The organism is Streptomyces sp. DvalAA-14, assembly GCF_900091855.1.
GTDB lineage: Bacteria > Actinomycetota > Actinomycetes > Streptomycetales > Streptomycetaceae > Actinacidiphila.
Genome location: NZ_FMCH01000613.1, coordinates 1 through 2,812, shown reverse-complemented (window position 1 = coordinate 2,812; position 2,812 = coordinate 1). Strand labels below are relative to the sequence as shown.

The window sequence follows — 2,812 nt, the reverse complement described above, 5'->3', positions numbered from 1 at the left end:
CGCCAAGTACTTCGCCATCATCCCGGCGATGTTCGCGGTGGTGTACCCGGGCCTGAACCAGCTCAACATCATGAAGCTGCACAGCCCGACCTCGGCGATCTCCTCCGCGATCATCTTCAACGCCCTGATCATCGTGGTGCTGATCCCGCTGGCCCTGCGCGGCGTGCGCTACCGCCCGGCCTCGGCGGCCAAGCTGCTCAGCCGCAACATCTGGGTGTACGGCCTGGGCGGCCTGGTGCTGCCGTTCGCCGGCATCAAAGTCATCGACCTGATCATCCAGTTCATTCCCGGACTGCGCTGACCGGCGGATTCGAAGAAAGTAGGTGCATGACATGTCCAATCTTCCGACCGCGATCCGCCGGCACCTGTCGGCATTGCGCATCCTGATCCTGATGACCGTGGTCTGCGGGGTGATCTACCCGCTGGCGGTGACCGGTGTCGCCCAGGCGGCGTTCGGCCACCGGGCCAACGGCTCCCTGGTCAAGCAGGACGGCCACGTCGTCGGGTCGAGCCTGCTCGGGCAGAACTTCGACCTGCCGAAGAAGAACCCGGACAACGCCGACGAGGCGCCCCGGCCGGACCCGAAGTTCTTCCAACCCCGGCCGTCCGCGGGCGGGTACGACCCGCTGGCGTCGGGCGCCACCAACCTCGGGCCGAACGACCCGGACCTGGTCAAGGCGATCCAGCAGCGCCGTCACGACATCGCCGCCTTCGACGGGGTCGACCCCGCCAAGGTGCCGGCCGACGCGCTGACCTCCTCCGGTTCCGGTCTGGACCCGGACATCTCCCCGGCCTACGCCTACGAGCAGGTCAACCGGGTCGCCAAGGCGCGCGGGCTGTCCGCCGACGAGGTGCACAAGCTGGTCGCGGACAACGTGGACGGCCGCAGCCTCGGCTTCCTCGGCGAAGCCCACGTCAATGTGCTGGAGCTGAACAAGGATCTGGCGAAGCTGTCCTGACCACGGCCCAGCCGGAAACGGGGCCCGGGTTCCACAGGAACCCGGGCCCCGCGGCGTCCGCCCGCCGCCGGCGAACCCCGGGCGCCGGGCCCCGGGAACGGTCACTTCACCGGTGCGAAGACGCGTTGTGCGGCGATGGCCGCGCCGCCGCGCGCCCACTCCTCGAACGGCAGCGGCCTGACCACGAGATCGCAGTCCGCGGCCGCGCCGAACGCGTGGTCGGCGAAGGTCTGCCGGATCTGGTCGGCGAACAGGTCGTAGGAGGCAACGCCCTCGCCGGAGATGATGATCCGCTCGGGGCCGATGAGATTGGCGACCGAGGCCATCGCCAGCCCCAGCGCCCGCCCGGCCCGGGCGAAGACGGCCCGCACCGCCGGGTCCCCGGCGTGCGCCAGCCGCACCGCCTGCGTCATCGTCAGCTCGGGTTCGCCGGTGGCCTGCCGCGCCTGTTCGGTGATGGCATGCGTGGAGGCGACCGCCTCCACGCAACCGGTTTTGCCGCAGGTGCAGATACGGTCGGTGCCGCCCACCGGCAGGTGCCCGACCTCGCCCGAGACCCCGTGCGCCCCCGACACCACCCGGCCGCCGATGGACAGCCCGCAACCGATGCCGGCGCCGACCGTGACCAGCGCGAAGGACGACAGTCCGGCGCCCGCGCCGAACCACTGCTCGGCCACCGTCAGCGCCCGCACGTCGTTCTCGATGACTGTCGGGGTGCCGGTGGCCGACTCCACCAGCTGCGCCAGCGGTACCCGGCGCCAGTCGAGGAACGGCGAGTACTGCACGGTGCCGGTGTGCCCGTCGACATCCCCGGCGATGGTGACGCCGATGCTGTGCACGCCCCCCTCCTGCCCGGCGCCGGCCGCCGCCCGCAGCCGGTCGACCAGGCGGGCGATGGCCAGCACCACGGTGCCGACATCGCGGGAGCCGAGCGAGGCGCGCCGCGCCGCCAGCGGGCGCGCGGTCAGATCCGCGAGTACGCCGATCAGTTCGTCGGCGGTGACCTTCACTCCGATGAACCGGGCGCGTTCCGGCCGTACCGCGATCAGGGTGGCCGGGCGGCCGTTGGCCCGTTCGACCGGCGCCGGCCGGCCCAGCTCGGTGATCCAGCCGTCGGCCAGCAGGGGGGTGGCCACCTTGGTGACCGCGCCCGGCGACAGCCCGGTGCGCCGCCCGGCCTCGGCGCGGGTGAGCGGGCCGTGCGCGAGCAGGGTCTGGAAGACCAGGGCGGCGGCGGGCGGCCGATCGGCGAGCGTCATGCCCGGACCCTACATTTCCGCGGGAAAGCAAGGAAGCCCGCAGCGCGGGGCAGGGTGTCCGCGACATCCCGCGCCGGAGCCCCGAAACTGCTGTCCGAACCGGGAGTTGTCCCGCGCCGACTGTGCGACTGACGCCGCCGACTATGTTGACGGTGGAAGGAAACCCTGGCTAGATTCGGCGCACTTCCTCGTCGGAGCGGACAGGACGGTTCCGTCCGGCGAGGAGTGCGACCGGCTTCCTCCCACCGGGCGCGGCTGTCCCCCCGGTGGTGTTCCGGGACGACCACCACCGAGGGTGCGCCCCCGAGGACAGCTGAATCCTGTCCGCACCCGGGCAGTTCCCGGTCTCCGCCGCACGCCCTCGCGCCGAGATGGAGTAGACCCATGGCTCGTCCAGCAGCATTCGCAGGCCCCACCGGATCCCGGCGGCACAGAAAACGACTGCCCCGGCTCCGGGGCGGTCTGCGCGGGGCCCTCACCCTGCCCGTCGCGGTCGCCGCACTCGCGGCGGCCTTCGTGATGCCCGCCGCCGCGTCCGCCACCGCCCCGGCCACCGTCCCCGCGCAGGCCGCGCAGGCCGCGAGCGCCCCGGGC

At 72.4% G+C, this 2,812-nt stretch carries 3 protein-coding genes and 1 pseudogene; 3 read left to right on the top strand and 1 reads right to left on the bottom strand.

What is annotated here, in order from left to right:
* Together GA0115240_RS32710 and kdpC are read left to right on the top strand one after the other, a co-directional pair.
* A pseudogene (locus GA0115240_RS32710) lies at positions 1-301 on the top strand (potassium-transporting ATPase subunit B); the annotation flags it as partial.
* A 31-nt stretch (positions 302-332) separates the two neighbouring features.
* A complete protein-coding gene (gene kdpC, locus GA0115240_RS32705; RefSeq protein ID WP_093742422.1) occupies positions 333-959 on the top strand; it encodes a potassium-transporting ATPase subunit KdpC in 627 nt (208 codons plus the stop codon).
* 101 nt (positions 960-1,060) lie between these two features.
* Here the strand turns inward: kdpC and GA0115240_RS32700 are convergent, their stop codons facing one another.
* Positions 1,061-2,218 (bottom strand): ROK family transcriptional regulator, encoded by a 1,158-nt coding sequence (locus GA0115240_RS32700; protein ID WP_093742420.1) that lies wholly within the window; start codon positions 2,216-2,218, stop codon positions 1,061-1,063.
* Positions 2,219-2,602: 384 nt separating this feature from the next.
* Between GA0115240_RS32700 and GA0115240_RS36455 the strand changes: the two genes are divergently transcribed.
* Positions 2,603-2,812 (top strand): hypothetical protein (locus GA0115240_RS36455; RefSeq protein ID WP_370673400.1); only part of this gene is annotated, 210 nt, incomplete at its 3' end.

What these genes read in the sequence shown, in the direction of transcription:
- GA0115240_RS32700 (WP_093742420.1), bottom strand. Translation starts at nt 2,218, where the DNA reads ATGACGCTCGCCGATCGGCCGCCCGCCGCCGCCCTGGTCTTCCAGACC.
- kdpC (WP_093742422.1), top strand. Translation starts at nt 333, where the DNA reads ATGTCCAATCTTCCGACCGCGATCCGCCGGCACCTGTCGGCATTGCGC.